At 61.4% G+C, this 25,363-nt stretch carries 24 protein-coding genes; 12 read left to right on the top strand and 12 right to left on the bottom strand.

Annotated features, from left to right (window positions below):
• Positions 1-541 precede the first annotated feature (541 nt).
• Positions 542-1,288 (bottom strand): SDR family NAD(P)-dependent oxidoreductase, encoded by a 747-nt coding sequence (locus tag ACZ1II_RS07000; protein ID WP_465143694.1) that lies wholly within the window; start codon positions 1,286-1,288, stop codon positions 542-544.
• Positions 1,289-1,299: 11 nt separating this feature from the next.
• A complete protein-coding gene (locus ACZ1II_RS06995) occupies positions 1,300-1,716 on the bottom strand; it encodes a DoxX family protein (RefSeq protein WP_465143693.1) in 417 nt (138 codons plus the stop codon).
• A 165-nt stretch (positions 1,717-1,881) separates the two neighbouring features.
• On the opposite strand from ACZ1II_RS06995, the gene ACZ1II_RS06990 reads away from it, so the two are divergent.
• Complete coding sequence (locus ACZ1II_RS06990; protein ID WP_435567834.1) at positions 1,882-2,244, top strand: winged helix-turn-helix transcriptional regulator; 363 nt, start codon at positions 1,882-1,884, stop codon at positions 2,242-2,244.
• A gap of 457 nt (positions 2,245-2,701) precedes the next feature.
• Here ACZ1II_RS06990 and ACZ1II_RS06985 read toward each other — a convergent pair whose 3' ends face one another.
• Both ACZ1II_RS06985 and ACZ1II_RS06980 read right to left on the bottom strand, forming a co-directional pair.
• Positions 2,702-3,643 (bottom strand): lysostaphin resistance A-like protein, encoded by a 942-nt coding sequence (locus ACZ1II_RS06985; RefSeq protein ID WP_465143692.1) that lies wholly within the window; start codon positions 3,641-3,643, stop codon positions 2,702-2,704.
• 31 nt (positions 3,644-3,674) lie between these two features.
• A complete protein-coding gene (locus ACZ1II_RS06980) occupies positions 3,675-4,493 on the bottom strand; it encodes an AraC family transcriptional regulator (RefSeq protein WP_465143691.1) in 819 nt (272 codons plus the stop codon).
• Positions 4,494-4,990: 497 nt separating this feature from the next.
• On the opposite strand from ACZ1II_RS06980, the gene ACZ1II_RS06975 reads away from it, so the two are divergent.
• Positions 4,991-5,578 carry a hypothetical protein gene (locus ACZ1II_RS06975; protein WP_465143690.1) on the top strand — a complete coding sequence of 196 codons (588 nt, stop codon included), beginning with the start codon at positions 4,991-4,993 and terminating at the stop codon, positions 5,576-5,578.
• Between the two features lie 363 nt (positions 5,579-5,941).
• On the opposite strand, the gene ACZ1II_RS06970 is transcribed toward ACZ1II_RS06975, so the two are convergent.
• The 3 genes from ACZ1II_RS06970 to ACZ1II_RS06960 form a co-directional block, all read right to left on the bottom strand.
• Positions 5,942-6,364 carry a type 2 periplasmic-binding domain-containing protein gene (locus ACZ1II_RS06970; RefSeq protein ID WP_465143689.1) on the bottom strand — a complete coding sequence of 141 codons (423 nt, stop codon included), beginning with the start codon at positions 6,362-6,364 and terminating at the stop codon, positions 5,942-5,944.
• Between the two features lie 26 nt (positions 6,365-6,390).
• Positions 6,391-7,113: a YegP family protein gene (locus ACZ1II_RS06965; protein WP_465143688.1), complete on the bottom strand. Its 723-nt coding sequence runs from the start codon at positions 7,111-7,113 to the stop codon at positions 6,391-6,393.
• 866 nt (positions 7,114-7,979) lie between these two features.
• Entirely contained in the window at positions 7,980-9,062 is a 1,083-nt protein-coding gene (locus ACZ1II_RS06960; protein WP_465143687.1) for a Ros/MucR family transcriptional regulator, read from the bottom strand.
• A gap of 516 nt (positions 9,063-9,578) precedes the next feature.
• Between ACZ1II_RS06960 and ACZ1II_RS06955 the strand changes: the two genes are divergently transcribed.
• The 4 genes from ACZ1II_RS06955 to ACZ1II_RS06940 all read left to right on the top strand — a co-directional run bounded on the left by ACZ1II_RS06955 (position 9,579) and on the right by ACZ1II_RS06940 (position 12,705).
• Positions 9,579-10,073: a DUF736 domain-containing protein gene (locus tag ACZ1II_RS06955; protein ID WP_465143686.1), complete on the top strand. Its 495-nt coding sequence runs from the start codon at positions 9,579-9,581 to the stop codon at positions 10,071-10,073.
• 74 nt (positions 10,074-10,147) lie between these two features.
• Positions 10,148-11,155, top strand: a complete 1,008-nt coding sequence (locus ACZ1II_RS06950) for an SLOG family protein (RefSeq protein ID WP_465144542.1) — start codon at positions 10,148-10,150, stop codon at positions 11,153-11,155.
• A 12-nt stretch (positions 11,156-11,167) separates the two neighbouring features.
• Positions 11,168-11,386 carry a DUF6117 family protein gene (locus ACZ1II_RS06945; protein ID WP_465143685.1) on the top strand — a complete coding sequence of 73 codons (219 nt, stop codon included), beginning with the start codon at positions 11,168-11,170 and terminating at the stop codon, positions 11,384-11,386.
• A 338-nt stretch (positions 11,387-11,724) separates the two neighbouring features.
• The gene (locus ACZ1II_RS06940; RefSeq protein WP_465143684.1) at positions 11,725-12,705 is read left to right on the top strand and encodes a DUF2493 domain-containing protein; all 981 of its coding nucleotides are present in this window, start codon (positions 11,725-11,727) and stop codon (positions 12,703-12,705) included.
• 92 nt (positions 12,706-12,797) lie between these two features.
• Here ACZ1II_RS06940 and ACZ1II_RS06935 read toward each other — a convergent pair whose 3' ends face one another.
• Positions 12,798-13,148 (bottom strand): hypothetical protein, encoded by a 351-nt coding sequence (locus ACZ1II_RS06935; RefSeq protein ID WP_465143683.1) that lies wholly within the window; start codon positions 13,146-13,148, stop codon positions 12,798-12,800.
• Between the two features lie 458 nt (positions 13,149-13,606).
• Between ACZ1II_RS06935 and ACZ1II_RS06930 the strand changes: the two genes are divergently transcribed.
• The 6 genes from ACZ1II_RS06930 (at position 13,607) to ACZ1II_RS06905 (ending at position 20,529) form a co-directional block, all read left to right on the top strand.
• Entirely contained in the window at positions 13,607-13,909 is a 303-nt protein-coding gene (locus ACZ1II_RS06930) for a hypothetical protein (RefSeq protein WP_465143682.1), read from the top strand.
• Positions 13,906-15,939: a type IV secretion system DNA-binding domain-containing protein gene (locus ACZ1II_RS06925; RefSeq protein WP_465143681.1), complete on the top strand. Its 2,034-nt coding sequence runs from the start codon at positions 13,906-13,908 to the stop codon at positions 15,937-15,939. Before ACZ1II_RS06930 ends, ACZ1II_RS06925 begins: the two co-directional genes overlap by 4 nt.
• Positions 15,936-18,890, top strand: coding sequence for a MobF family relaxase (gene mobF / locus ACZ1II_RS06920; RefSeq protein ID WP_465143680.1), 2,955 nt, complete (start codon positions 15,936-15,938; stop codon positions 18,888-18,890). Before ACZ1II_RS06925 ends, mobF begins: the two co-directional genes overlap by 4 nt.
• Positions 18,868-19,380, top strand: a complete 513-nt coding sequence (locus ACZ1II_RS06915) for a lytic transglycosylase domain-containing protein (RefSeq protein ID WP_465143679.1) — start codon at positions 18,868-18,870, stop codon at positions 19,378-19,380. The genes mobF and ACZ1II_RS06915 overlap by 23 nt, the downstream gene beginning before the upstream one ends.
• 76 nt (positions 19,381-19,456) lie before the next feature.
• Positions 19,457-20,383: a HEPN domain-containing protein gene (locus ACZ1II_RS06910; protein WP_465143678.1), complete on the top strand. Its 927-nt coding sequence runs from the start codon at positions 19,457-19,459 to the stop codon at positions 20,381-20,383.
• Between the two features lie 2 nt (positions 20,384-20,385).
• Complete coding sequence (locus tag ACZ1II_RS06905) at positions 20,386-20,529, top strand: hypothetical protein (RefSeq protein WP_465143677.1); 144 nt, start codon at positions 20,386-20,388, stop codon at positions 20,527-20,529.
• A 116-nt stretch (positions 20,530-20,645) separates the two neighbouring features.
• Here the strand turns inward: ACZ1II_RS06905 and ACZ1II_RS06900 are convergent, their stop codons facing one another.
• The 4 genes from ACZ1II_RS06900 to ACZ1II_RS06885 form a co-directional block, all read right to left on the bottom strand.
• A complete protein-coding gene (locus ACZ1II_RS06900) occupies positions 20,646-20,777 on the bottom strand; it encodes an SDR family oxidoreductase (RefSeq protein WP_465143676.1) in 132 nt (43 codons plus the stop codon).
• A 135-nt stretch (positions 20,778-20,912) separates the two neighbouring features.
• Positions 20,913-22,040 (bottom strand): IS5 family transposase, encoded by a 1,128-nt coding sequence (locus ACZ1II_RS06895; protein WP_465144525.1) that lies wholly within the window; start codon positions 22,038-22,040, stop codon positions 20,913-20,915.
• 49 nt (positions 22,041-22,089) lie between these two features.
• Entirely contained in the window at positions 22,090-22,746 is a 657-nt protein-coding gene (locus ACZ1II_RS06890) for an SDR family NAD(P)-dependent oxidoreductase (RefSeq protein ID WP_465143675.1), read from the bottom strand.
• A gap of 58 nt (positions 22,747-22,804) precedes the next feature.
• Complete coding sequence (locus ACZ1II_RS06885; RefSeq protein WP_465143674.1) at positions 22,805-25,174, bottom strand: membrane-bound PQQ-dependent dehydrogenase, glucose/quinate/shikimate family; 2,370 nt, start codon at positions 25,172-25,174, stop codon at positions 22,805-22,807.
• Positions 25,175-25,363 lie beyond the last annotated feature (189 nt).

The raw sequence follows: 25,363 nt of genomic DNA, 5'->3' as shown, positions 1-25,363 counted from the left end.
CCTCGCGCCTGGAAGCGGACATTCGTATCATGACGTGGGTCGGGACGAAGCTGTCATCCCCGTAGCTTCGCTTGCTCAAGCAGGGGAAGCCGAAAGGCGATGTCACAGGACTGGTCATCGCATTTCGACTTCTCGTGCTTCAACGAAACCGGATATTGCAAACCCTATGCTGACAGCTACCATTCCCGAGAACTGCAATGGCCACGTGGATAGCTCGGGATATGTAAAAGGTCCGGCCGGAGAAAAAGAAAGGGAGAGGTAGGTGAGCGGCAGGCAGCCCAAAGCTATCAGAGAGTTGCTTAACTTGCGACGCCCTAAAAGTAGGCTTCCCAAACCCCAAATCCAATAGTTGATGATAGCTATCAATATAGGTCGTTTCATCTTTCAAGCTCCGTATCGAGTTTTATGAATTAAGCCATGAAGGACAGCTTGATTGGGATAGTGAAGGTGATGGATTGAGCCGTGCGATGGTTTGAAGCGGCCAGGACACAATTGCCGCGACGGTCGCTGCAGTTCGCAAGACTAAACGGCGCTGCACCGCCTAGCGCGCGCTGTCGATTATCTGGCCGCCGTCAGGGGTTAGGCTGTAGCCGGTGATGAACTGGGCGTCCTTGCTGGCGAGGAACAGGGCCACGGGCGCAATATCCTCTTCCGGCGAACCGAAGCGGCCGAGCGGCGTAGTAGGAACCGGCGCGTTGGATTCGGCCGCGCCCCATGTGTCGGCTACCGGCAGCAGATTGTTGACCGTGATCTTGTCCGGGCCCCATTCGCGCGCGGCGGTGCGTGTCAGCGCCCGCACCGCCTCTTTCGCCATGTTGTAGGGCGCATAGGGCAGGAGGCCGGTGATACCGGCGAGGGAGCCGAAATTGATGATACGGCCCGCCCCGCTCGCCTTTAGGTGCGGATAGCAAGCTTGCATCGTGCGGAGGTAGGAGATTGGTCCCATATCGAAGTTGCGCTGCAACTGCTCGACGCTCAGCTCCATCAGCGAGGACGTGACCACGCTGGGGTCGAAGGCGACGTTGGCGAGAATGTCGATGCCACCCCACGTCGCCACGACCTTTTCCACGAACGCTATAATCTGTGCGGGATCGCTCACGTCCGCCGGCACGGCGAGCGCCGTCCCGCCAGCCGCCTCAATATCGGCGACGACGGCTTCGACATTGGCCGGGGTGAGTGAGACGACGGCGACCTTCGCGCCTTCCGCCGCGAACAGCTTGGCGGTGGCGCGGCCGATGCCTCGCCCCGCGCCGGTCACGACCGCGACCTTTCCTTTGAGACGATCCATATTCAACTCCGTCAGTTCGAGGGGATGGCAAACAATGCGAATGCCTCGCCGGGCGCGTAGGGCGACGGCATGGGGCGCGCGTCGTTTTGCATTAGAAAGGACGCGGCCAGCAGGACGAGCCCCACGGCGGCAGGGATAGCGCCCTTGACGCTCCGCACGCCAAGATGAGCGATGCCCGACAGGATTAGATGATAAAGGATGCCGGCATAGGCGAGGTCGCTCAGTGGCACGCTGACGCGCGTTAGGATCGCGAGCGGCCCCAGCACCTTCACGACGATCATGACCGGTACAAGGTGCGCGGCTTGATAGCCAAGATCGGCCTGCGCCTGACGGACGAAGGCGGGCTTTGCGACGTACAGCGCCGCCGACGACAGATAAAGCAACGACAACAAAGCCGTGCTGATCCAATAGGTGTAAGTCGCTGCCATGCTGCTTTCCTGATCATCCGAATCTCGGCCGAACGTCGGGCTCAACTGGCGCTTTGCGCGCTTGCCATTCCCAAAACTGCCGAATGCCTATATGGAAATTGAAGGCTTGCACGAATATCCGCAAGTAGGATGAATTGTAGGCAGTAAGTATGGAATACCAGACTAATGGCAGACACTGACTTCACAATGCAGGACGAGATGCGGCGTGCGTTCGCGATGCTCTCAGGCAAGTGGAAGCTCGAAATCATGTGGCTGCTCAATCAGCGGGTTTATCGCTTCGGGGAACTGCGTAAGGGCATCCCCGGTATCACCCAGCATATGTTGACCGCGCAGCTTCGCGAGCTGGAAGCGGACGGCCTGGTGTCGCGCACTGTCTATGCAGAAGTGCCACCCCGCGTCGAATATGAGATGACCGATCGCGCGCGCGGGCTCGCACCGACAATGGAGGCTTTAGCGGCCTGGTGGGCCGAACATGGTGCCTCTTTGCCACTGAAACCGGGGGGACGCGGCCGTAAGCTTGGACAGTGACAGGCTCAGCATCCGCTTTTCAGCAGAGATCGCCAATCAAACAAACATCAAATCGGTAGGCTTGGAACTGGACGGTAGGCAGCGAGCTTGAACGCAAATATCGCCGCATGCCGCTTTCAACCGGAAATTCTCTTGTCGGCCCTTGCCGACCAACAAACCGTCGTGCTGCTACGCGCCCATCCAAGCCGCTCAATTGGGAAATGAGCGCACCTAGGAGCGGTCAGCCCGCTTATGACCGGGGCTGGGACGAAGCTGTCGTTCGCAGATCCAGCGGCGAACGTCGGCTCTCGGCTGAAGCGGACAAGAGAGGCGCAACGGACCTTGATCGGGGAACGACAAGGGTTGAGCCGATTGCGGACTGTCCGTTTACGGGCGCAGTAGCGGGTCAAATTGCCGATCGGGGGGGCGGGCGGTACGCCGGTCGGTGGCTCCGACAAAGCGCGCTCAACGGCGCGCTTCACACGGATTCTTGTGTTGCCGATCCATTGGCTCGTGCTGGCGTCGGCTGCACAGCGGCCTGGGAACCTTGCGGCCACACCAGCAGGATCAGCATTGCCACCGCCAGCAGAGCCATCGTCAGCACGCTGCTTTCCGGCCCAGCGTTGCCGCCGGTCAGGAAATCCGGGCCAACAGGCTTCAGTTTCACAAGCAGGGCCGGCAGGTTCAGATCGAACCCGGTAATCGGCATGGCAAAGCCAACGCCTGTGATCCAGTTCCAGCCCGCATGCCATCCCATCAGACCCCAGATGCTGCCGGCGCGCCAGGCCCAAGTGCAAGCAAATAGCCCAAAGATGAACGCCAAGATAGTTATGCTAATCGGCTCGTGTGGCGAGAAGTGAAGGAATGCGAACGCTACCGAACTGGCGATGATCCCCGCCAGCAGGTTCCAGCGACGCGTCGCCGTCGAGAGCAGCCAGCCACGGAAGATGAATTCCTCCACGCCCGACTGAAACATGAACCCGAGCAGCAGGACCGCGATCCAGAACAGCGATACGGGAGAGGAAAAGACGGGAAGGACGTCGTTGCTGACATAGCCGCCGGCGAGCCAGATCGACACGACCGCTAGGACCATCATGCCAACCCCGATCGCCAGTCCCGCCATGTACTTTCGCAATCCTTGCGTGCCGGTCAAACCCAAAGTCGCGAGGCTGCGGCGTTCCACGAACCGCGACCATGCCCAGACCGCAGCCCCCATCCCCGCGAATGGCAGCGCCAGGTTCAGGCAAAATCCGGCGGCGGACCGTGGCTGCCCATTGGCATTCATTGCGCCTATCCATTCGAGGGCAAAATCGAGCGGGAGGCTGGAGAGTGCGACGAGCAGAATGCAGATCACTGGCGAAAGCCAGGCCCAGGGCAGCCAGCCGCGATGGGGTTCGGAAGAGAAGATCGTGTTGGTCATCCCGACCCCTTAGCCCACGGGCCGATCCGAATTATAGAACGATTGTGCGCGGCTGCCCGGACCGGTGCCAGGCCAATGGTGTCGTCCCGAAAGTCCGCTTGAAGACCCGACCAAAGTGGCTCTGGTCTGCGAATCCGGCCTCGTGGGCCGCTTCGGCCATGCCCAGCCCGGCACGCAGCAGCCGCCCAGCCCGCTCAAGCCTGCGGCATTGCAGATAGCGATAGGGACTGGTCCCCAGCAGTGTACGGAAGTCGCGAGAAAGCTGCCAGCGGTCATAACCGGCGAGTTCTTCGAGCTGAGCGAGATTCGTCCCCGGCGCCGGAACGCAGTCAAGGAACTCGCGCACCCGCATTACCGCTTCGCGATTGACATTCTTCCTGGCCGGCGGCGCGCGCCCCTCGCACCGCTGCATCGCGCACACGAACTGGTGGAGCGCATCCTGATAACCGAACAGATCACCCTCGGCGGTGCTCATCGCGATCAGGCCAAGCGCCGAGGCGACGAGATAGGCGTTGGTTGAAACACCTTCGGCCAGAAATGGCAGCGCCGCTCCCCCAATCACGTTCTGGATGTGAGCAGGTGGCACATAGGCCGCCCTATAGGAAAAGCCGGTCTGGTCGCAGCAATATCCATCGTGTACTTCGTCAGGGTGCAGGACCACCGCTTGCCCGGGCAGCGACTGCCAACGCTTCCCCAGATAATTGAACGATTGCACCCCGGCTGTGGTCAGCGCGATCGTATAGGTATCGTGGCGGTGCGGCGAAAACGCGCCCTCGCGAAGCTGCGCTTCTACCAGCTCGACCCCGGAACCATGCAGACAGGCTTCGTGATTCTCCGCATTGGACTGCATCGGTTGATATTGCCGCGGAACCGGGCGTTTGCAAGTGTCTGGGCTTGCCACCGGTGACGAGTTTATGTCCGCTTTCAGGCGGTCGCTAGCAGAGCAACAATGCCTGAAACTGTGGCGCAAAGCCGACCGGCCGGTTTGCGCGACCCGAATGGCGGGTTTCAGCAAAAGCCGACGCTCACATCAACGACACCGAATGTCTTGAGCTGGTCGGCAGGCGACGCAGCTGAGCGGCAACTATCTCTGTATCTGCGCTCCAAACGTGACAGTCGCCTACCGGCCATACCTGCGGTGGAGGGGGGCTTGGGACCGGACGTGACAATCGTGTAGAGAATAGCCGGGATCGAACCAGCGTCACTCGCAAATAGATTTAGCGCATCCTTCGATGCAAATTATAAAATAGGCAAATAAAGTATGTGATGTGTGGTAAGATGAAATCTCGGACGAGCTAAAAGGCCACGACATGATGTGACTTCTCGTTCCGATATGGAAAATTGGCCATGGACCTCAATGAGTTACTATACCAGCATCAGCTTGCGCTCATTCGCGCGCGAGCGTCTCAGCCCGGCGAAAATCGGGACGCGTATTCCAGGATTGCAGCCCATTACAAAGAAAGACTCCGCACCTACCGCAGTCGACGCAATATCCAGCAATATCATGGAAATGCGATCGAAGATGAATTGAGTTCACTTCTCCCTCAATTCGCCGCCCCTTCCGATGAGAAGGGATTCTCACTGGAGGAAGTTGAAATGATCAGCCTTGCCGCAACTCGACATGACGGAACCACAGAAGAGCGAAAAGTGCTGGCGTTGGAAATGATCGCCGATCAATTGCTTCTGATCCATGCCGACCTGCTTGCTATCGATGCCCACTCTCGATCCGATGTCACAGGGCAAACGGCGTCACTTGATCTCAGCGAGACAGATTTGGACGGCTGGGAAAATGAAGGCGGGCACTTGGATGTTCCTGCGGTTGGGCTGCCGCATGGAGTGACGAAAAAGACCGTAAGCGTCTACTCCGTCGGACCATACAACTATTCAGACCTCTCTTCTGCCTTGCGGGAGGCAGCGAGGCAGAGCCTTCACTGATGGGATCTGTAAGCCGAAGCTTTCTTTCTGATCCAGAGGCTTTGCCGTTGGGAGATAGCTGCAAATCTAGACCGGCGGCAGGGCTCAAGCCTGTGCCTTGCAGATATAGCTCCGGTTCATTCGACACAGGGCAAGCTGTGAAGCATGATGCTCTTTGGCTCGTTCCAGTGGCAATCGAAACGCGCAAACACTCGTCGGTAAAATGTCCGATTCGCCGGCGGCTCCGGAACGGCAGGTTCCAGATTAAAATCGTGAAAAGCTGCTATCTGACCGGTTCAGGCGCATGCCGCCCGACCGCTCGATAAAATGGGAATGGCGGGTTCCGGCATGGAGCGGCCCTTCGTGCGTGTGTCGCGGAACGGCTTAAGTTGGTCGGTTCCGGAAGCGAGCCGCCCGATAGTGGGACATTTTTGCGCGTCCCAAGCGGCATGTCGATTTATCGCCTTCGGTATACGCCCAGGGCAGCAGGCAGCCCTCAATGATCTTGGCGAGGCGGCAATGAGCTTCAGGTCTTGGCGACGAATTACGCCAGGTCATCATGAGTTCGCGCACCGAAGCCCCACGAACCAGTGGCAGGACGACGATGAGCTTTCCGCGAAGCTCGTCTGACCGAGCATGAAGGACAGGGATTAGCGACAAGCTCATTCTCGTTGTCACCATCAGCCGGAGCGTGTCGAGCGTCGTCCCTGCAAAATCCTGCGCTTGGATGGCTCCGAGATCATTGCATAAAGCAGCGATCTGATCGTGCAGCCGTTTTTGCCCCGTTTTCAGGTTTCGTAACTTCACGAAAATTCTAGGTCATTTGTGGGAAATCATTCTATGAATATTCTTGCGTTTTGACTATTATCTTTGAGAAACGTTACGGCGGCGAGGCATTCTTTCTCGGTCGAAAACCCAGAGCCCTTTGCAATCAACGCGCCGGTACTCGCGCGAAGTTTCCAACGCCAATCTCCTCCGGCGGGCCGGGTAGAGGTTAGCATGACGCGATCAGCTCGAAAAATACTGAAGCAGGCGTTTCTCGGTGGCGTTAAAGGAACTGCGAACGAGCCGCCCTCATTTTCCCACTCCTCGCGCTGGCCGCGATCCGACGCTACTTGTCGTGATCCTAGACCATCCAAAGGCCCGACCTTTTGTGGCTCGAAAGCTATAGCGATTTTAGGGTTCGTAACAGGGCGCGGGGAGTGTCGCTGCTCGACGCTCCCGAGAAAGTGTTCGCAGTAATGGCCTGTCGTCACGTAATCCTGCTCGTAAGACCCAAGATCGTGTCCCACCCCAAAGCGCACATTCAATCGCTCAAAAATTGCTGGATCGTCGTCGGCGAGATCGCAGATAAGCGCTTGTAGGATGCGTTGATGAGCAAGTACGCGCCGCTCCAGAGCAGTTTCCTCGCTCGGCTTGGCATTAGCGCCGTGCTCAGGCGAGTCCACTAAGCCAGTTTCCTTCTGGCGGGTAGCATATGCAAACTGTTCAGCCTCGTCGCTTGCCGATAAAAGGGCTGAAAATGTGCCGGCTCGGTTGTTAGATTTCCTGGTCATCGGAGTCACCGCTTGAGCGGGAGCACTTAACTCTCGGTCGCCCTTGCTCAAAAATAAAGATGGCGATTAATCTTATATGGAGGCGCCAAACGAAATTTCAACGTCGACGATAAATAATAATAAGGCAGTTACAAAGCCGCGTTATCACTCTACATCCTGCGATTTGCGTGTTTGAAGCGCTTTGATATGACACATTTTTTAACCAAAATTCACATTGTTGCGACGTCCAGCTGATCTGAAACCGACTTTATACAATAGCGCCCAGGAGGCCTCGTTACGAGGCCTGCATTCAGAAGTCATGTGCCTGGCTAGATAAGGGGCCCTCAGTCTGGAAATTACGCCGAAGGCGGATGGGCTGCTCGGTACACCCCGAACGGCAGCTTTGGACGCTCGCGGCCTTTGAGAGTATAAGGCAAGAATGTCTGGATCTGGTCGCGAGCTGCCGGGAACCGAACCGTCTGCATCTGGGCATCGGGATTGCCGTCTGAAGGGCAACAAAGGTTCGGGTTTCATCGGGGCGTAAGGCCGGATCGCGGACCGAGGCGTCATTTGCCCAGAATGCGGCCATGGCCGCTCTGGTTGGAAGCGTTCGCAGCGTAGGACCAGAGCGTTAGTGCGCCGAGGCTAAAGCAGAGGCCCGTCAGGCAAATCCCGCCCCAACTCCCGAGACTGTAGACGTATGTCGATAATGCGGTGCCGGCTGCGCTTCCGGCGAGTAGAAGACCATGTATCCGGTAATGATCCGGGCGGCGGCGTCCGGGTGCCTGTCGAAGATAAGTGTGGCCTTGGCCTGCAAGGCTTGGATAAATCCGCGCGGACCGGTTTGGGCAGTCCGCGCGGATTTGATCCATGGCTCCTGAGCGATGTCAGCCGGCGATCGGTTTCTTCACTTCGTCGGCGGGCGCCGTAACGGGAGCGGTATCGGCCGGAGCCTTGGGCTCAGTCTTCCCTTTCGCGGCAGCCGGCTTTGCGGCATTGCCCTTGGCCGGGCGAGCCTTGGCGGCAGAAGGCTTTACCGCGCTCTTTGCGGCGGGAGCCTTTGCAGCTTGCGCCTTGGGCTGCTGCGCGGATGCCGTCTCGGCCTCGACCGAAGGCACCTTGATACCAAGCTTCTTGCGGCTCTTCGCTGCGGCCGGGGCGGAAGCTGCCGCCGGTTCCGACGGCACGGCCTGGGCCGCGCTGGTCGCGGGACGTGCCATGCGCCGTCCGGCCGACTTGGCGGTGGTCTTGCCCGAAGACTTCGTCTTTGCCTCGGGCTTTGCCGAGACCTTGCCGGCATCCGTCTCGGCCGCAGCAGGCGGGGTCACGGGGGCTGCATTGGTGACCGGGGCGGCAACAGACTTTGCTGCCGACTTGGCCGATGCCGGTTTCGCCTTGGCGGCGGACTTGCCGGCCTTGGCAGGTGCCTTCGGGGAAACCGGCTTGGCTGCAGCCGCTTCCGGAGCCGGTACCGCGACTGCCGCCTTCGGCGCGGGGGAAGGCTTCGCAGCACCCGTCTTGGGGGCCGGTGCCGCGGTGGCAGTTGCTGCGGGCCTGCGTCCGCCCAGACCGCTTGCCTTGGCCACGTTACGGCGCTTCTCGGAATAACTCGGTGCGACCAGGGGGTAATCCGCCGGGAGCTTGTAGCGGGCGCGGTATTCTCCGGGGGTGAGGCCGTTGTTGGTAAGATGTCGCTTCAGGGCCTTGTAGGGCTTGCCGTCGATCAAGCTCAGGATGTGATCGCGCGAGGCAAGACTTTTCTCGATCGATACTGCCGGGGTGTACTCCAGGGCTTTTGCCTCGGCTTCTGCCAGTGCGGCCGCCTTTGCAGTACCTTCGCCTGCAAGCGCTGCGCGCGTGGACTCGATCAGCGCGGCAAGCGCATCGCTGGGAACAGAATTGTTGGCAACATAGGCGCTCAGCAATTCTACGGTGAGGCGTGCCAGTTCGGGCTGCTCGGTCTCGGACATGGGGGATTTCCCTTTTCTGGGCAGGATAGTGAAACGCTTCTCGGCTCAATGGATCGCCATGTAAAGCATCATATAGTTTCCAGTTCCCGGCCGCTTATCTTTATCACGCCCGCGCAGTCACCGAGGTACAACTCTGCCTGGACCTGCCATTTGCCGGGTTCCTCTGTTGTCGTCGCATCGCCGTTGAAAAGTGACAGGTGAAGAGCACGGGCGGATGCCCGCTGCGCGGGCACCGCGCTCGATCTGCGCGATGCATTCGCATCGCTTCGATCAAGCTTTGGCTGCGCCAAATCTTGGCCCTTCGGGTCACGATCGCTTCCGCAGGCGAGGTTGTCCGGCCGCTGCCGCGCGCACTCGCTCGATGTGTGGGCAACGGATGGGCAAGGCGCGGGGAATGGGCGCGATGCACGGGGCGCCCGGTCGGGGCGGCGAGGGCCGGGGCGGGAGAAGAGGGGGTCCTTTGAAGGTGTCGTTTCAAGCTTGTTTGAAGCGGCGGACAGTCAAAGGAGAATTGAGATGAATATTGGTGAATTCCAGCTGCGCGGCGGCCGTCTGATGGGTTCGATTGCCACCCGGACCATCGATCTGCCCCACCTCGGTCTTCGTCCCGTCGAAAGCCAGAACGAGCGCGCCCCGGTCTTCGAGATCGTCGCGCTCAATGTCGGCAATCGCTGGGTCCAGATCGGGGCACTGTGGGAAGCCGTCGCCCGCAATACGACCGGCGAAGCCTTCCTCCAGGGCTCGATCGACGATCCGAGCCTTCCCGAGCCGCTGCCGATCGCCCTGTTCGGCACCGAGCAGGAAGGTCTGCGCGTCGCATGGCGCCGCCCCCAGCGCCGCGACGACTTCGGTCCCGCGACGCGGACCGCGCGGCGCGACTACGAGGACGGCAGCGACGATGGTCGGATGGGGGCCGGAACCGGAGGTGACTTCGGCGACAGCACTGCCGATGAGGCGGGTTCGCTCTCGGGCGGATTGGCTGGCGAGCTCGATGACGAGATTGCTTTCTGAAGTCTCGTTCCACTGCCGGGGGGCGCGTGCTGCGCGTCCCCCGGTTTTACCCTGTTCAACGCGGGAGACGCATCATGTCCCATTCTTCCATCGATCGTTTTGCCGACCTCAAGACCCTCTATGCCGAAATGACCGCGACGCCTGAGTTCCGTGCGGCCTTCGGCGATCCCATGCCGCTTTCCATTTGCGAACCTGGCGAAGATGCCGGCGAGCACGAAATGCCCGAGCCTCTGGCAGCGCAGGCCGACTGCGGCGGGATCATCGCGGCGATCTTCGATCTCTTCACCGGCACCCGCCTCGAACCGCTCGCGCACGAGCTCGCCTGGGGCTTTGTGAACTCCTTTCACTTCGTTGCGGGGAAACTCGAAAGACGCGAGGACGCGCTTGCCGACGAAATCGGTGAAATGGCGCGCTCGCCCGATATGAGCGAAGTCTTCACCGGGAGCCTCGAGGAAAAGCAACTGCTGTGCCGGTCGACCGCCGAACAGCGCGAGGCCCTCGAATGCATGCGCGACTATGCCGCCGAAATGTACCGGGCCCTGTCGGGCTGGCCGTGGTCGCCGGCGCGCGGCAGTAAAGTCTCGCCCGCCTCCTCGGCAAGCCAGATCGCGGCGCAGGATTTCCTGCGCCAGCGTGCATTGGTGGCCCGGGAACGGCACCTGCCGCAGGGACCGATCGTGGTCTTTTCCGGCCCCGCGCAGTGGCATGACTGGGCGCCGATCTGGGAGCGGCTCGATCAGATTCGGATGCGGGTTCCAACCATGACGCTGGTGACGACCGGACAGCGCAAGGGTGCCGATGCGATCGCCGCGGCATGGGCGGCGCGGCCCGAGGTCGCGGTGCCGCTTGTCGCCTACGGGCTCTATGGATCGGGGCGCAAGGTTGCCTTCACGCGCAACCGCAAGCTCGTCGAACTGCAGCCCGTCGAGGCCGTCCTGTGCGAAGGATCGGGGCTTCAGGCGAACCTCTACCAGCTGCTGCGCAAAGCCGGAATCCCGATCCATGCCTTCCGCAAGGCGAAGCAGGCGGCCGACCCGGGTTCGCCGAGCGTTCCGCGCCCGCGTCTTCGCGTTGCTGCCTGAAGGAGGGAAGCCATGGCCATTCCGCGCCCCTTCCGCCGCAATTTCGAAACCCTGCGCCGCGCCGCACGTGAGGGCAATCTCGCGCTGCTTGAATGTACTTGCGTCCACACTGGTGAACGTCGCTACGTCATCTGCGCTGTGGGCCACGACGAGAAGGGCTTCGTATTTACGCCCTTTGGTCATCTCCACGACGGCAATCCGTTCGAGGCCTACATCCCGCCCGCGTCCTGATCCCTTGGGGCACTGGCGAGACCTGGCGCATCCGCTTCCAAAGGGAAGCGGATGCGCTGCTCCCTGTTGTGCTTGGCAGGACACTCTCGCCCTGCCGAAATGGCCCTCAGGGGGCATTGAACCCCCTTCGGTCCAGCTCTCCCATCTCTCTCAGGTCCTCCGAGTCTGGCACGGGGCCGCTGCGGCCTCAAGGACGACGGGGCCCCACCATTTTGCTTCGCAAAATCGTTGCCCCCATCGCCGCTGGCGCGGTCACGGGGCTAAAGCCCCGCGATCCTTGACCCCGCAGCTCGGAGCCCGTGCCGGTGAAGGGATCTCTTCAAGAAAAGGAGGTCACGATGACTGATGCTTTCCGGATTTCCCGCAGCTTCGCCGAGATTGCCGATCTGCTCGCTGAGGAGCGGCGCGAGCCCGCAGACAGTTTCGCCGCAGCATTCGCCGAGACGGCATGCGAGGTGCGGCTTGCGGCGACAGAGGATGCGGTCTCGGCAGACATGCCCGAGGCGCGCGAGGTACAGCTGGCGGTCGAGATGATGGTGACGACGCTCTTCGACGTGCTGCGCGATACCCGCCTCGAGCCCCTTGCCGAGCGCATTGGCTGGGGCGTCGTGCACAGCTTCCACAAGGTGGCGGAAGGGCTCGGGCGGGAAGCCGATCACGCGGCGCGCAAGCTCGGCGAGCGCGTGCGCGAGAACGACGGCAGCGAGATCGCGGCGGGCGAGATCGAGGAGGGACAGGCGCTCTGCAACGGGCTCGACGAAGCCTGCGAAGCGCTCGCCTGCATGCGCGACCATGCCGCGCAGATGTTCCATGCCGAGACCGGCCATCCGTGGTCTTCCCCACGCGCAACGCTTACCTCGGGCAAGCGTACGGCTTCGGTGATTGCGGCAGCCGATTTCCTTGCCGCCCGGCGGGCAAAGCGTATCGAGGCGCAGGCCCCGAGCGGGCCGATCGTGCTCTTTTCGGGAGGACAGGTCTGGGAAGATCATGCCCGGATCTGGCGAGAACTCGATGGCATCAAGATGCGCATTCCGGGGATGGTCCTGGCCACCAGCGCTCAGGACAGGGGCTGCGATGCGATAGCGGCAGCATGGGCGGCGCGCTCCGGCGTCAAGCTGGTGGCGTTCACGCTCGACCGGCGGCACGGCAAGCGCGCGGGCTTTGCGCGCAACGAGGCGATGATGCGTCTGAAGCCGGTGGAAGCGGTGGTCTGCGAAGGCTCAGGGCTCCAGTCACACCTCGCACGGCTGGTGCGTAGCGGCGGCGTGCCCGCGCACTTCATTGCCTGCGACGAGACGCGGACGCGGCATCTCGGCTGAATGCGCATGGCAGGGAGCCGGCGAGGGCGAGGCCTTCGCCGGCTCCCTTTTGTTGTGTCGTGAGGGAAGAGATCGCCGGGCTCAGGGACCCGTCAGAGGACGGGTCCGTCGCCTGGCGATGCGGCGACCTGGTCGGTCGCCGGCCTCCTGCGCGCGGCTCCGCCGTGCTCGTCGCCGGGACGCCGTTCCGGCGCAGTTTGGGTTTTGCCTGGCGGCGAGGCTTGTGCCTTGAGCGCGGAGATCGTCGCTGCGCCGCCAAGCCGGATGGCTTGGCTCACGACTTCCCTGAATTCGCGTTCGGACAGGCGCTCGACCGCAAGGTCGGTGCAAATCGCTCCGTAGCTCTGGCGCAAAGTGCGCCTGACAGTCTCGGCTTCTTCGGCAAGCTTCTTCTGGTCGTGCTCGATCTTGGCGAGGCGCTCTCGCTCTGACATCTTGGGCATCGTAGTCTCCTTGCATGAGGAGGCCTGCCCGCCGCACCAAGCATTGCGCGTCGAGTGAAGCCGCGCAAGGCAAGATTTGCTGCGGACCTTCGGTCCGCGAAGAACGAGTGGTCCCCTCCCGGGGAGCCCCGCGCCTTCCGGCACGAGGCGGCGCAGCGGGCAGGCCGCTGCGTAGAAGCGACGCACGCCGCAGGGGCGTTTGTAATGCACCGTACGCACGGGTGCTGCGGCGCGAATCGCTCATGTTTCCGGGGGCTTGCGCCGTCGCTTATGGTCTGACGGCGGGTCACAGAGTGTCGGGTGTGTCGGACACGCCGGTAGCCGATGCGGTCCAAGTGATTGATCTCGCTCGGCACCGATCGTCGCACGTGTCGGACAAGTCAAAACCTTGAGAAATCCTTGGTTTCCTGATACCAAGGAAAGGCTTCACCACGTGCCGGCGCAGCATGGACCTGCGCATGGCAAGAATTACCATCCGTCTCTCCGACGAGCTGTTCGAGCGCCTGCTCGATCAGGCAGCCACTCTTGGCACCACTCCATCGGGCTACATTCGCGATGTCCTCGAGCGCTTCGAGGGCAACGATCCCACCGGCTACCACGCCCGTTTCGACGAACTCCACGCAACCGCAATCCAGACGCTGGCGATCCTCGCCAAATCGGTCGGCGTCCGGGCGCCTGCTCTCCTTGAAGAGGGGCTGGGCGAGGCCCGCCGGCTCCTGCGCGAAAGGGGGCTGCTCGATCCCGAGCAGGACCGCTCGTGAGCATCTTCCGTCACGACACCCTCGGCTCCTGGACCCGGGGCGGACAGGCCACCGTCCACAACGTCCGAATGACGACGCAGGTCTTTTATCAGACCTGTCTTGCGGGTCTGGTCGTCTGGATCGGCGGGATCGTCTGGTATGCGCTTGAGCGCTCCAGTGCGTACGAACGCTTTGTCCTTGCCAAGATCGGCCAGGCTCTCGTGATGGGAGACACCGTCCCGGGTAATGCCACCCCCATCCTCTTCCATACCGAAAGCGGTGAGCCCTACTGGACGACACCGGCGCGGCTCATGGACGCCGAAGTTGCCAGGGATACCTTGCGGGCTTTCGAAGGGTATCTTCTCCATGGGGCCGCCATCTCCGGTGTCTTTGCCCTCGGGATGCTGCTTTGGGCTTGGTTCTACTTCACGCGAACGGGAAGGGGGTTGGGTTCCAACCAGTTCCTGCGTGGAGCCCGGTTCGGGACCATCAGGCAAGTACGCCGGGCGCTCTGGGCGCAGGCGCGCGGCAGCTTCGAAATCGGCGGTGTGCGGGTGCCCGATGCCTTCGAGCCGGAGCACATCCTGATCTGCGGAGCGCCCGGGACCGGCAAGACCAACATCATCGTCAAGATGCTGGCAGGGATCCGTTCAGCGGGGCGCCGCGCGATCGTCTACGACACGGCAGGCACATTCGTGGAGAAGTTCTACCGGCCCGGGATCGACGTCCTGCTGAACCCGCTAGACCTCCGTTCGGACCGATGGTCGCCCTGGGTCGATGTCCCGCGCGATTACCATTACGACCAGATCGCCGAGTCCACGATTCCCGATAAGTCCGGCGATCCGTTCTGGGCGAAGGCCGCTCGCGGCACTCTGGTTGCGGTCATGCGCAAGCTCGCGCGCCAGGAGCGAACACTCGTTTCGATCCTTCTCGATACCCTCCTGCGCTCGAAGCTGAAGGACCTTGCAGCCTTCGCCGCAGGCACCGATGCCGCCGCCTTCATTTCCATGGAAGGAGAGCGGACCTCGGCGGGCATCCAGGCCGAGCTGGCCTCCGTGCTGCGCAGCTTCTCCTATCTCGACGATACTGCCGACGGCCTCTCGATCCGCGATTGGGTAGCGAACGAGAAGGATGACAGCTGGCTCTTCATCAGCGTGAAGGCAGATCAGCTGCCCTCGCTGCGCCCCCTGATCACGGTCTGGCTCGACATTGCGATCAGCGCGATCATGAGCCTTACGCCAGATCGCAATCGCCGGCTTTATTGCGTCATCGACGAGCTGCCGTCGCTTCACAAGCTGCCCTCGCTATCCGACTTCCTTGCCCGTGCGCGGAAGTACGGCGGCTGCGGGGTGCTGGGGTACCAGAGCTACCCGCAGCTGGAGGCTACCTATGGCATCCAGGATGCTGCTGCGATCACCGGGTACTGCTCGACCTGGGTGGCGCTGAGGGCGAACGACACGCCGACCGCCAAGCATGTCAGCGAGAACCTCGGGCAGGTGGAACAGGTCGAAGCCAACGAGGGCATGTCCTACGGCGTCAACGACATGCGTGACGGCGTCAACCTGTCTCGCATGCAGGTGACCAGACCGCTCGTCATGCATACCGAAGTAACGAACCTGCCCAACCTGGTGGGTTACCTGCGCTTCGGACGTGATCTCCCGGTGGTACGCTTCGAGGACAGCTTTCACAAAGTGCCGTCCGTCGCCTATGCTTTCGAAGAGAAGCTCGATCCGCCGGTTCGACTGGCAGTTCACGAGCAACCTCGTGCTCCCGACATTGCGGATTCTGAAGTCCCAGTTCCCCCGAAACGAGGATCAGCGAAACGTCGCTCGTCTCCGACTGCCGATGCTGCGGCCTCACAGATGCTGCCTCTCGATCCGGTCGCGGCGACACAATCCGAGGAGGGCCTCCAAACTGACAACCGGGAGGTAGAATCCGCTCCTGCGGAGAGCGCAACGCAGCCCCTCATGCTTCTCGGCAAGCCCTCCGATTTTCGTCTTCATCAGCATGGTCGCCGCACCGGCACGCGTGACGCGGCGAGGCCGGCATGATCCATCCTCGCCGGCTCAAGGGCACACCGAAGAACCTCGCGCGGTATTATGCCGTCGGTGACTACTACACCAAAGGTGAGGGGGAACATTCGGCGTGGGGCGGGCTGATCGCCGATGAGCTGGGTCTCTCCGGCAAGGTGGATCCTGCCGTCATGCGGGATCTGCTGGCAGGCAAGATCGGCGATCTGCAGCTGGGGCGCCGAAAAAGCGACGGGACCGTCGAGCACCATCCCGGCTGGGACTTTGCGGTCAATGCGCCAAAATCGGTTTCGATCATGGCTCTCGTCATGGGGGACGAGAGGATCGTTGCCGCTCATGAGGCGGCGGTAAGCGAAGCCCTCGGGTATCTCGAGGAACACGCGACCCTGCGTCGCCGCAGCGACGGCGAAGTCGTCCACGAGAGCACGGGGCGGCTCGTTTACGCCCGTTTCACGGAGCACGCTTCGCGTGAGCTTGACCCTCATCTCCACACCCACGTGGTTATCATGAACGTGACCAACAGAGGGGAAGGTGAGCAGTTCGTGAGCCTCGAAACCCGGGCCATGTACGCCGAGCAGATGGTCGCCGGGCAGGTCTATCGAAACGAGCTTGCTCACCGGATCCGAGAGCTCGGCTATGAAGTCGATTTCGATCCTCGGCGGGGGCTGTTCGAGATCCGCGGCGTTCCCAAGGATCTGGTGAATGAAATGTCGCAGCGCGCCGAGCAGATCGACGCGCATGCGAAGGAGCATGGGCTCGAAGGCCAGGCAGCACGGCGCAAGTCGTTCTACGAAACCCGCGGGGCAAAGGCGCGCGCAACCCTCGAGGATCTTCGAGGGCAATGGGGCTCCCGTCTCGGACCACACCGGGAGGCGCTTGAAGGTGCCAGGGAGACAGCCGAAGAGCGTGGCCCACGCATTCTCGAGCCTGGCCATGCTGTCTCGGCGCGCGCCATGCTTTTCGGACTGCGTCATTCCGAAGGCAGGGAGGCGGTTAACAATCTAGGGCAGCTACTGAGGGCAGGGCTGGCTTCGCACCTGGGCGAAGTACGGCTTTCCGATATCCGGCCGTTTGTAGAGGAGCACGAAGCACGGCGCAAGCTGCTGGAAACCCGCCATCCGACTGGCGATCTGGTACTGACTCGTGGACGCACTACGCGCAGGACCGCCCGCCTTGAACTGGCCTTGTCCGATCACCTGGCTCCGGCCTTGAACGATGCCGCTCCGCTCGCACAGGACGCCCGGCTGGTTGAAACAAGCGTAGAACACGGCCTTACTCCGGCGCAGCAGGCAGGCCTGCTGCATCTTGGAACAAGCCCGGATCGCCTCGTCGGTGTCCATGGCGTCGCTGGCGCCGGCAAATCGACACTCGTGGGGGCGCTTCGCCGTGCTGCCGACGAGCGTTTCACCATGATCGCCCTAGCCCCTACCTCGTCCGCGGCAGCCGAACTTGGTGGGCGGGCCGGGATCGAAAGCCGTACAGTTGCCAGTCTTCTCGCGCGGGGAGGGCGGGGGCTGGACGAGAACTCGGTGCTGATTCTCGATGAGGCCGGGCAGCTTGGCAACCGGCAAGCCATACGCCTGCTGGAGCTGAGCCGGCTCTCGGGGGCGCGGCTCATCATGCTTGGCGACAACCGTCAGACCGGGGCCATCGAGCAGGGGAAACCCTTCTGGCTGATGCAGCAGCTGGGCTTGTCGCGGGTCGACCTCATGCAGTCCGTTCGTCAGGAAACCAAGGCGATGAAAGCCGCAGTCGCGCTCGCTCGAAGCGGCGACTATGCCGGTTCTCTTGCTAATCTCGATAAGGTCCTGACGCAGGAGAAACCCGAGGAGCTCGCGCAAAGTTTGGTTCGCGAATGGACGAGGCTCAAACCCGAAACTCGAACCACGACCAATATCCTGGTGCTGGATAACGCCACGCGGCTCATCGTGAATACGAAGGTACGCGAGGCGCTCCGAACCGAGGGAGCGATTGGTGCCGAGGACGCGCGTCTCTCGGTGCTGACGCCGGCCGGGCTTTCCGATGCCGAGAAGCGCTATGCAAGGTTCTACAGCCGTGGGCAGGTCCTGACCTTTTCGCGGGGCGATCACCGGCTCGGGATCGCGCGCGAGGGTGAATACCGTGTCGTGCGCATGGTTACGGATGATAACGATCGGCAGGTGCTCGAGCTTGCCGATGAACATGGCCGGACGGTCCGCTGGAATCCGCGGGTCGGCAAGGCGCAGCAGGTCAACGTGTTCAATGTGGAAGACCGGGATCTGACGCGCGGCGATCGCATCCAGTGGCGCTTGGTGAACCACGATCTCGACATCAAGAACGCCGAGCGGGGAACGGTCGAGGCGCTCGAAGGCAGCCGGGCAACAATTCGATGGGACCGGGATGGCCGGCGCCAGTCCATCGATCTGGATCATCACAAGACCTGGGACCACGGGTACGCGGAGACGATCTACGCGGCTCAGTCGAAGACGTACGACAGGGTCTATGTGCTGGCACCGCTTGGTTCGCCGCTGGTGAACGGAAAGAACTACTACACTGCGATCACCCGAGCTCGCTTCGGCGTAAAGCTATGGACCCAGGATGGGGGCAAGCTTGCCGAATTGCTGACCATGAGGTCGGGCGAAAAGACCTCCGCACTCGAGGGGCTGGGCCGCGTTGAGCGAGATAGCCTGAAGTCCAGGGCGGTGCGTCACTCGGCACGATGGGAGCGTATGAGGGACGAACAGGCAAACGAGCGGTACCAGCGCAAACTCCGGCTCGCTGCCGAAAGGAGTTCAGCGGGTCGGGGAGGGCGCGAGGGGCTTGCCGCAGGTCTCGCCGAGCGGGGGCGCTCCGCGGCGGCAATTCTCGATGCATGGATCCAGTCGATCTTCACCCATGGTCGTTCGGGCGATGTTGCACCCGAAATACAGGCCCGATCAACTGGCCCGAACGAAAGTGCGGCACCTCACAATGGAGGCGACCGTGATCGGTAAACCCTTAAAGCTAATCTTGAGCGTTGCCGTCCTTGCCGCGGCACTGGTTCCAAATGGAGCGGGTGCGCGTCCCACTCGGAACCTGGAGCAGGAAGCCCTGATCGGCCGGTGCATCCGCGAGGCCGCCTCTGGGCGAGAATGGCTGGAGCGAACTTTGTGGGGGCTGCGGGATCAGGAAGCCGGGTGGATCGGTGCCGAGGTTCCAAACACCAACGGGACGCATGACCTTGGGCCGATGCAGATCAACACCTGGTGGATCCCAAAGCTCTCTGCTCTCATCCACAAGCCTCCAGAGACAGTCAGGGCTTGGCTCATCCAGGATGCTTGCTTCAATGTCCAAATCGCGCGCTGGATATTTCTGACAGAGCTCAGCGCAAATCGCGACTATTGGAGGGCAATCGGCGCGTATCACAGTCCGACCGATTGGAGGCGCCGAGATTATGCACTCTCGGTCTCGAAAAAGCTGAGAGCACGGTTCGGCACGAATTGACGAGTGTTAACTCCCTTTCGTTCAGGTCGTTGCTATGGTCTCATGGCGGGCGGATGCGCATAGCGATTGGTAAAACATGCTGACTGATCTCGATCATCTCCCACAGGAAATTCGACCCGATCTTCAGCTCGTTCTCGAGGTTCTCTTTTCGGAATTCGCGAACTCGCTGGTACTCTCCACGCAGGAATGGAAACGACAGGGACGCATTTTGAAAGTCATCCTGTTCGGCGCCTATGCGTGCAGTGCCGGACCGCGGGAATTACCGGGTGGGCGCGCGCCAAAGTACTCCATCCTTGTGGTGGTTAGCGATGACCGGCTTGCGCAAAAATCCAACTTCCCATTGCATGCCGAAGATCGCCTCACGCGTGAACACGCCATCACGCGGCAACTTGCCGTACCGGTCAGCCTGTCGATCCGCGGTATCAAATCAGTCCACCGCGAACTGTCGCACGGTAAATCGTTTGTGTGTGGGGCGGTGGCTGACGGCACAGTCCTATACGAACTGCCAGGGCATCCCCTGTCATTGCCAATGTTGTCGGACCACGCTGCCGTGCTTCAGGAGCGCCTCGCGGATTTCGATTACTGGTTCTCCAGTGCGAGCGAATTCCTGGAGCTTGCCCGGATTTCGCTTGCCCGAAAATGGCTCAATCGTGCTGTCTTTCAATTTCATCAGGCGACGGAGGCCTTGTATCACACCGTACTGTATGTGCTGACGGGAGACAGTCCGCGATCGCACAACATTACCTGGCTTCGCGACCGAAGCGAGGACATTGTTCCTGGGTGGGCTAGGGTATGGCCTGGGGAGACGAAGTCAGAGCTACGCTGCTTCAAGCGACTGCACGTCTCCTACGTGAAGTCGCGATACGATCGGAAATACCGGATAGCTGAACATGAGTTGGCCTGGATTGCGGCGCGTGTAGAGACGCTGCATGGCGAGGTTCAGGCATTGGCTTGCGATCGATTGGGTGTTGATCTGACAGTGGCGTTGGCTGAGGTTCCCTGATCTTGACCTTCAAGCTGGGCTTTGGATGCAGACTCGCCCCGACGTCGCTGCTGCTGATCGGCGCCGGTAATGCTGCGGAATATTTTGTGGCTAATGAATATTCGAACGACGATTTTTTGGCCGATAGGCGAATGTCCGGTCTGTGACCGGGTTGCAGCGATAGCTGACACTAATTCGCTGTCGGCTGCCGACCAATTCACGGATTTTAGAGCGGAGCCGATAAATAGCAGGGCACATCGCAACTCGCCGGGGCCCTTTGCGATTAAAATTGAACACCGCCCGTTAGGCCGCCGTCAACCAGCAGGTTGGTACCTGTGGTGAATGCAGCCGCGGGGCTGGCGAGGAAAACCGCGGCGCTTGCTACTTCTCGTGGCGTGGCCATGCGACCTAGCACGCCGCGGAAAAAGTCAGTTTCGGACCGTTTGAGCGCCTGATTTTGATTAGGTTTAGCGCCAACGGGGTGGTGTCATCGGTATCTGTTGACTGCCGCGCTTGCCAGGACCCTTCTTTCTGCGGATTTCGGGCACAGTTATGCTGCCACCAGCAGCTTTGGTAGCCTGATGAGATTGTAAGCCGCAGCGGTCAATGTGAAGTTCCACCCCACGCGGGCTTGCCCTCGATGTCGGGTCTTGCGCAGGTTTCCGCTGGTCTTGGCCCAGCCAAAGACCTCTTCGATCCGTTTCCTGATCCGCTGAGAAACGGCGTAACCAGGGTGGCGGGTGGTGCGCCCATCAATGGCGGAGCGCCTGCCATTGACGTTCTGTGCCACGTGCGGGGTAACTCCGATCTCGCGCAACGCGGCGACGAAGTGGACGGTATCGTAGGCTTTGTCTGCCGCCAGCGTGATGCGATGACGCCCCTTCATACGGCTAAGCATGGTCAGCGCGGCCTCCCGTTCGGCCGTGCCCGTGGCATGGGTGAGCGTTGCATCCACAACCAGACCGTGCCGGTTTTCCATGAGGACATGGGCCATGTGGCACAGCTTCGCGGCCTGACCGCGTGCCTTCTTGAATAGCCGGGCATCAGGATCGGTGGTTGAGGCGTGGGTGAGGTTGCTCCACTTCTCGCCATGGAAATCGCGCTCAGCATTGCGCCCCTTGGCCTTGGCGTGACCGTTTTGTCCGGTACCCGAAGCGCTGTCGTCGTCGTCACCGTCCGAGGCGGTGTCATCCTTGGGCCTGAAGCTCTTTATGCTCGCCCAGGCTTCGATCAGCGTACCGTCCACCGAGAAGTGGTCGTCTGACAGCAGCGCCTGCACGCGCGATTGCCCTACGATCGCGGACAGAAACTTGGCGGCGATATCGCCGCCAAGCAGCCTCTCGCGGTTCTTGGTGAAGACCGTCACATCCCAGATCGGCGCATCCATCGCCAGCCCTACGAACCAGCGGAAAAGCAGATTGTAATCCATCTGCTCCATCAGCTGGCGTTCCGAGCGGATCGTATAGAAGGCCTGCAGCAGCAGCGCACGCAGCAGCTTCTCGGGCGGGATCGACGGCCGGCCAATACGCGAGTACATCGCGTCGAAATCCCCCGACATCACCTCAAACGCCTCGTCGACAATTGCACGGATTGCCCGCAGCGGATGATCCGCCGGTACCCGAGCTTCGCAGCTCACGTAAGAAAACAGCCCTTCGCTCCGGTGATCGCCGCCGCGCATCTTCAATCCTTCAACCTCGGTCGAGGCGACTTGAATCACCTCAACGGCCTCAAGGGAAGTTCCTTTTTCCGCGACCTGCTAGAGGATTTCGCTTCATGCACTGTGCAAAAACTCCGGGTGTTTCCCGTTCAATCTGACCCCACACCCCGTCGGAGAAATAGACGTTGCCTGGAGACACCGTGTTGACCCTGATACCGTCGGGCGCGTGGCGCACAGACAAGGTCTTGCCAAAATGCGTCAGTGCGGCCTTGAGTACGCCATAGGGTTCAGCGAACATGTCGATCTCGCGTCCTGAAACGCTGGAGATTAGCACTGCAGACGCCGCCTTGGACGCCTTCAGAAAGGGTAAGGCGGCGCTGACCATGCTGACGGTGCCAAGCAGATCCGTTTCGAAAGCGCGGCGCCACGTTTCCAGGTCGCTCCCGCTGGCTAGGGCGCTTACGTTCGGCACGACGATATCGATCCCGCCCATACGCTCCCCGGCGTCGGCGATCCAGGACTCTACCTGCGTGGGATTGGTGATATCGACGACGGAACCAAACGCCGAGCCGCCCAGCGCCTCTTCCGCACCACGCACCCCAGCTTCTCTGCGCGCGCAGAAGGCGACCTGCGCGCCTTCAGCCAGAAAGAGCTCGACAATCGCACGCCCGATCCCGCGCGACCCTCCGCTGACGATGACCTTCTTGCCTTTCAGACCAAGATCCATGTTTTATACTCCTTGTAAGATCCGGGGGCGGCTTCATTCAAAGCCGCCCCATTGATTGTCAGTTGCGAGGCAATGCGAAGGCGATTGTCTCGTCGCCGTAGCGGGTGCCAAGAGCACCATGGCCACCTGCGGTGATGACGACGTACTGGCGGCCATCAGCGCCGCGGTAGGTCATTGGCGTCGCGGTTGCCCCCGCCTTCATGCGGTGCTTCCACAGCTCCTTGCCCGACTTGGCGTCAAAGGCCCGGATATACTGGTCTGTCGTTGCCCCGATGAAGACAACTCCGCCTGCGGTCACGATCGAGCCGCCCAGGTTTGGAGTCCCCGTCGGCAGTGGCAGGTTGTGCTGCAGGCCGAACAGGTTGTTGTCGCGCGCGGTACCAAGCGTTTTCTTCCAGACAACCTTGCGCGTATCGAGGTCGATGCCGACCATCTCACCCCATGGCGGCGGCACGCAAGGCACCATGAAGGGGCTCAGCCAAGCCCGGAGCGTGGCAAGGTAGGGGGTCTTCTCCTGGACGCGCACATCGAGCTTCTTGGCATTCTCGCCGCCGCTGCTCTTGCGTTTTAGCAGTTCCTTGCCCCATTCGGACGTGCGATCCACCAGCTGAAAATAGAACGGCATGTTCATGGTGTTGATGAACATCATCCGCCTTTGCGGATCGATCGAGGCACCGCCCCAGTCGGTCACACCGTCAAACGCGGGGTTGCCGATCGATTTCGTCGGCCCGATGGGCGTGAAGATGCCGCTGTTGCGAGCACGGGCCAGATCGATGCGGCAGCTAAGCTGGTCGATCGGAGTGGCGCCCCACATATCCTGCGGCGTCAGCTTGGGAGGAGTGAGATCCGGCATGCCCACCGAGAAGGGCTGCGTTTTAGAGATGAAGGTGTTCGGCGTTGCCCCAACCTGATCTACAGGACGTTCTTCGATGCGCGCCAGCGGCTTACCGGTGGCACGGTTGAGCATGAAGATCTGCCCTTCCTTGGTGGTCTGGATCAGTGCCGGAGTGCCGTCCTTCAAGTTGAAGAGCGAAGGGCCGACAGGAACGTCGAAGTCCCACATGTCATCATGCACGAGCTGATAATGCCAGCGCAGCTTGCCCGTGGTGACGTCGAGAGCGACCAGGGAGGTGCCGAACTTGCGATCGAAAGGTCGGCGGAAGCCTGTGTAGTAGTCTGGCGCCGGATTGCCTGTGCCCAGATAGACCAGGCCCAGCTTGGGATCGCCCGTGATTGCGCCCCAGACGTTGGGCGTGCCGCGGGTATATTCCTGTCCTTCCGGCAGGCGCCCCGGCAGCGCGTCGTCAGAGCGGCCAACGTCCCATGCCCAGACCTGATGGCCATTGACGGGATCGAATGCGCGCACAACGCCCGAGGGTTCATCAGTCGACATGTTGTCGATCACGCGTGAGCCGATGACAAGGCGATCGTTCATGACCAGCGGGGTCGAGGTCGAGACCTGCCACCCGGCCGGCCACTTGCCGGTCTGGTCGCGCAGGTCTACCCCGCCATCCTTACCGAAGCTGCGGCACAGTTCGCCAGTGTCAGCATCGACCGCCATGATGCGGGCATCCATGGTGGGCAGGAAGATGCGGCGCTTGCAGCTCTGGGACTCCGGAGCCTCGTAGTAGCCCACGCCGCGGCACACCAGGTAGGGATTGGTGCGCGGAAGCTTGGGGTCGAACTTCCACTTGGTCTTCCCCGTCTGCGCGTCGATCGCCAGCGCCATCGAGTGGGGCGTGCAGGTGAAGAGGGTATTGCCGACCTTGATCGGCGTTGCTTCCGAGTGATATTCGCGGCCCTTGTGATTGATTTCGGTCTCGTCTGGACCGTCACCACTCTCGTTGGTCCAGGCAACCTGCAGCTTGCCGACATTCTGCGGCGTGATCTGCGCGACATCGGCAAAGCGTGAACCGCCCGCATCATTGCCGTAGAACTGCCAGTCGGTCGCACCTGCGCCATCGCGCGAGGTCACAAAGGTCGCTTCTCCCGGGGTTGGACCGAAGCTGGCATAGAGGATCAATCCCAGAAGGCCGACCGCGCCTGCTACTGTCGCGACTTGAAACGAGCGCCACAATGCCGGTATCTTTTCGCGTGCGGCGCCGCCAAGCGTCGGGACCAGGAAGAGCGCCAGCAGAACGCTGGGCGCAAACAGGCGCACTTCCAGCTTCCACGGATCCGCTCCCGATTCCCATATCGCCCACACACGGGTGAAGACCCACACGGCAAGGTAGATGAAAAAACCGGAAGACCGGCCACGAACTACCTGAACGCCGGCGAGCGCCATAGCGACACCGGTGATCAGGTAATAGACTGTGCCGCCCAGCGTCATCAGCCATCCGCCGAAACCGGCGAAATAAGCGCCGAGTGCAATCAGCACGGCACCAAAAATCCATTGCGCTATCTTCGCGCGGTCGAGCGATCCCAATTTTTAACTCCGCGGTAAGTGGCGGCGGATGCGCCGCCAGGCCGAGAAGGCACCCGCGCGCAAGGAACCGGCGCAGCATGCCAAATGACCGCTTATGTTGCTGGCAGAAGCACCTCAAGGCATTGGGATCTTGCGTGAGAAACTATCACGCTGAATGAATTTAGCTCATGTTCTTGATTCTGCATGACC

The organism is Novosphingobium sp. BL-S-20, from assembly GCF_055521635.1.
Note: the sequence above shows the minus strand (reverse complement) of the source record. Positions and strands in the feature narration are given on the sequence as shown.

Excerpts from the sequence above, each read along its gene's own strand:
- ACZ1II_RS06895 (WP_465144525.1), bottom strand. The coding sequence starts at position 22,040 with ATGCGCGGCGGCGATCACCGGAGCGAAGGGCTGTTTTCTTACGTGAGC.
- ACZ1II_RS06915 (WP_465143679.1), top strand. The coding sequence starts at position 18,868 with ATGGAGGCGACCGTGATCGGTAAACCCTTAAAGCTAATCTTGAGCGTT.
- ACZ1II_RS06980 (WP_465143691.1), bottom strand. The coding sequence starts at position 4,493 with ATGCAGTCCAATGCGGAGAATCACGAAGCCTGTCTGCATGGTTCCGGG.
- ACZ1II_RS06935 (WP_465143683.1), bottom strand. The coding sequence starts at position 13,148 with ATGCCCAAGATGTCAGAGCGAGAGCGCCTCGCCAAGATCGAGCACGAC.
- mobF (WP_465143680.1), top strand. The coding sequence starts at position 15,936 with ATGATCCATCCTCGCCGGCTCAAGGGCACACCGAAGAACCTCGCGCGG.
- ACZ1II_RS06960 (WP_465143687.1), bottom strand. The coding sequence starts at position 9,062 with ATGTCCGAGACCGAGCAGCCCGAACTGGCACGCCTCACCGTAGAATTG.
- ACZ1II_RS06985 (WP_465143692.1), bottom strand. The coding sequence starts at position 3,643 with ATGACCAACACGATCTTCTCTTCCGAACCCCATCGCGGCTGGCTGCCC.
- ACZ1II_RS06995 (WP_465143693.1), bottom strand. The coding sequence starts at position 1,716 with ATGGCAGCGACTTACACCTATTGGATCAGCACGGCTTTGTTGTCGTTG.
- ACZ1II_RS07000 (WP_465143694.1), bottom strand. The coding sequence starts at position 1,288 with ATGGATCGTCTCAAAGGAAAGGTCGCGGTCGTGACCGGCGCGGGGCGA.
- ACZ1II_RS06950 (WP_465144542.1), top strand. The coding sequence starts at position 10,148 with ATGTCCCATTCTTCCATCGATCGTTTTGCCGACCTCAAGACCCTCTAT.
- ACZ1II_RS06990 (WP_435567834.1), top strand. The coding sequence starts at position 1,882 with ATGGCAGACACTGACTTCACAATGCAGGACGAGATGCGGCGTGCGTTC.
- ACZ1II_RS06955 (WP_465143686.1), top strand. The coding sequence starts at position 9,579 with ATGAATATTGGTGAATTCCAGCTGCGCGGCGGCCGTCTGATGGGTTCG.
- ACZ1II_RS06945 (WP_465143685.1), top strand. The coding sequence starts at position 11,168 with ATGGCCATTCCGCGCCCCTTCCGCCGCAATTTCGAAACCCTGCGCCGC.
- ACZ1II_RS06975 (WP_465143690.1), top strand. The coding sequence starts at position 4,991 with ATGGACCTCAATGAGTTACTATACCAGCATCAGCTTGCGCTCATTCGC.
- ACZ1II_RS06930 (WP_465143682.1), top strand. The coding sequence starts at position 13,607 with ATGGCAAGAATTACCATCCGTCTCTCCGACGAGCTGTTCGAGCGCCTG.
- ACZ1II_RS06940 (WP_465143684.1), top strand. The coding sequence starts at position 11,725 with ATGACTGATGCTTTCCGGATTTCCCGCAGCTTCGCCGAGATTGCCGAT.
- ACZ1II_RS06965 (WP_465143688.1), bottom strand. The coding sequence starts at position 7,113 with ATGACCAGGAAATCTAACAACCGAGCCGGCACATTTTCAGCCCTTTTA.
- ACZ1II_RS06910 (WP_465143678.1), top strand. The coding sequence starts at position 19,457 with ATGCTGACTGATCTCGATCATCTCCCACAGGAAATTCGACCCGATCTT.
- ACZ1II_RS06890 (WP_465143675.1), bottom strand. The coding sequence starts at position 22,746 with ATGGATCTTGGTCTGAAAGGCAAGAAGGTCATCGTCAGCGGAGGGTCG.